Genomic DNA, 2,991 nt, shown 5'->3' with positions numbered 1-2,991 from the left:
TCACCTACTTCAACCACACCCGCAACGGCGACATCATGAGCCGGATGACCTCGGACACCGATGCCATCCGCCACTTCATCTCCTGGGTCTCCTACAACATCCTGGAGGCTATCTGTCTCTTCGTTGGATCGCTGGCCGTCATGTTTACCATCGAATGGCGGCTGGCCCTGGCCTTGCTGGCCGTAACACCACTCCTTTTCTACTTCACCTGGCAGCTCTCCAAGCACGCCCACCCGCTCTTCTATGCCATCCGCAACTCGCTGGCATCCCTCAATTCCATGGTCGAGGAGAACATCGAAGGTAACCGGGTGGTTAAGGCCTTCGTTCGCGAGCCCTATGAGACCGAGAAGTTCGATCAGCACAACGATGACTACATGCAGCGCAACATGGACTCCGCCCGCAACAGCCGCACCTATATGCCCTGGCTGGACGGCTGCTCCTACATGCTCCAGCTGATCACCTTGATTCTGGGCGGCTGGCTGGTCATCCGCCAGCAGATGACCCTGGGCGCCCTGGTCTCCTTCAACAGTTTCCTGTGGATGATCGACGGCCCGGTGCGCCAGTCCGGCTGGCTGATCAACGATGTAGAGCGATTCAATGCCTCCTGCGTCAAGATCCGTCGGCTGCTGACGGCCGAGCCCAGGATTGTTGAACGCAAGAACGCCCAGGCCGGCGTGGTCCAGGCGGCCACGGTCCGTGCCAAGGTCAACGGCGAGCAGACAGGTGACCCGGTCAGGATCCGCGGAGATATCCGCTTCGACCACGTCAGTTTCGCCTTCCCTGACGATCCGGAGACCCCCATCCTCAAGGACATAGACTTCCATGTGGCGGCCGGCACCCGGCTGGGCATACTGGGGGAGACCGGCTCGGGCAAGTCCACCCTGGTCAGCCTGGTGGCCCGCTTCTACGACCCCACCGTGGGCCATGTGCTCATCGACGGGATCGACGCTAGGCAGTGGCCCCTGGACCTGCTGCGGCGGCAGGTCAACATTGTGGCACAGGACACCTTCCTCTTTTCGGATACCATCGGCGACAACATCGCCTTCGGAGCTCACCGCGACGATGAGCAGTACGTCAGGACCATGGCCTCCATGGCCGGCGCTGACTCCTTCATCAATCGAATGCCCGAGGGTTATGACACCGTGGTGGGCGAGCGTGGCGTGGGCTTGTCAGGCGGCCAGAAGCAACGACTCAGCTTGGCACGGGCCCTGGCGGACGACCCGGCCATCCTGATCATGGACGACACCACATCGGCCGTCGACATGGAAACCGAGGCCACCATCCAGCGACATCTGCAGGAGATGGAGGGCACCAGGACCATGGTTACCATCGCCCACAGGATTTCCTCCATCAAGGATTCCGACCTGATCCTGGTCCTGGACCACGGCAGGATCGTAGAACGCGGGTCCCATGAGGATTTGGTCCACGCCCACGGCCGCTACTACCGGATCTACCGCAAGCAGTTAGGGCTGCAATCCGGGCAGTCGGCGGGATTCTGATACATCTGCAGGCATGGCAAGGTGAGACGATGAAGCAGCAAGAGCAACGTTCGGCGGGCACCGCGCGCAGGAACACCTTCCGCGAGGACGAGGACCTGGAGGAGCAGATTGACTTTGGGGACATCAAGCGTATAGGTGCCTATTTGAAGCCCTACCTACGCCAGGGGGTGATCATCCTGGCGGCGGTCCTGTCCATGAGCGTCATCGCCGTGGCCATTCCCTACATGACCAAGACCATGATCGACACGGTCATCCCCTCCAAGGATCCGGTCCGGCTCTTCGCCCTGGGTGCAGTCTTCCTGCTTGCCATCGTGGTCTACGAGCTCCTCCTGCGCTACCGGACCGTGGCCATCACCCAAGTAGGGCAGCTCATGCTCAAGGACATGCGCCGGGACCTGTTCACCCACATCCAGACCCTGCCCTTCTCCTACTTCGACTCCCGGCCCCACGGCAAGATTCTGATCCGGGTGGTCAACTACGTCAACACCCTCTCGGATACCCTGAGCTCGGGTCTGATCAACGTGATCGCGGACATCTTCACCTTCCTGCTGACCCTGGTGGTCATGTTCGTCATCGACTGGAAGCTGACCCTCTGGTCCCTGGTTCTTATGCCCCTGCTGGTGCTCTATGTATTGGTCCTCCAGCGCTTCCAGCGACGGGCCTATCAGCGCCTGTCCAACAAACAGAGCAATCTGAACGCCTACGTCCATGAGTCCATCGCGGGGGTCAAGACCACGCAGACCTTCGTCAGGGAGCGCGAGCAGTTTCGCACTTTCCAGGAGCAGCAGGGTCAAGTTCGCAGCGCCTGGATGCGGGCCGTGCACATCCAGTACCTGATGTGGCCAGGAGTGCAGAACATCTCCACCATCACCATCGCACTGATCTACTATCTGGGGATCACCGGCCTGGGCGGCGTGCAGGTGACCACGGGCATGCTGATCGCCTTCGTCGGCTATGCCAACAACTTCTGGAACCCCATCATCAATATCGGCAATTTCTACAACCAGCTGATCACCTGCTCGGCCTACCTGGAGCGCATCTTCGAGACCCTGGATGTCCACCCTGAGATCGAGGACCGCCCGGGGGCCATAGAGTTGCCTCCGGTCAAGGGCAGGGTGGACTTCAACGACGTGGTATTCAAGTACGAGCCCGGAGGCCGCAACATTCTCAACCTGGTGGACTTCCATGTGCCGGCAGGCAGCACGGTCGCCCTAGTCGGGCCCACGGGTGCCGGCAAGACCACCATCGTCAATCTTCTCTCGCGCTTCTACGACGTGACCGAGGGGAGCGTCTGCGTGGACGGGCATGACGTGCGCGACGTGACCCTGGCCTCCCTGCGTCGGCAGATGGGGGTCATGCTTCAGGACACCTTCATCTTCACCGGCAACGTGCGCGAGAACATCCGCTACGGCCGTCTGGATGCCACTGACCAGCAGATCGAGGAGGCCGCCAAGGCCGTCCATGCCCATGAGTTCATCATGGAGCTGCCCGA

Annotated in this window: 2 protein-coding genes; both read left to right on the top strand. The window is 61.0% G+C overall.

The features are described 5' to 3' along the window. Window positions 1–1,499, top strand: a 1,499-nt coding sequence (locus AC0AP0_RS11035) for an ABC transporter ATP-binding protein (RefSeq protein WP_490430498.1), incomplete at its 5' end; no start/stop codon positions are given. 29 nt (window positions 1,500–1,528) lie between these two features. Beyond that, window positions 1,529–2,991: ABC transporter ATP-binding protein (locus AC0AP0_RS11030; protein WP_490430497.1), on the top strand; the 1,463-nt coding region annotated here is incomplete at its 3' end.

The organism is Bifidobacterium sp. POST2/T3 (B1) (assembly GCF_058197115.1).
The sequence above is the reverse complement of the archived record's forward strand: the minus strand, read 5'-3'. Positions and strand labels throughout refer to the sequence as shown.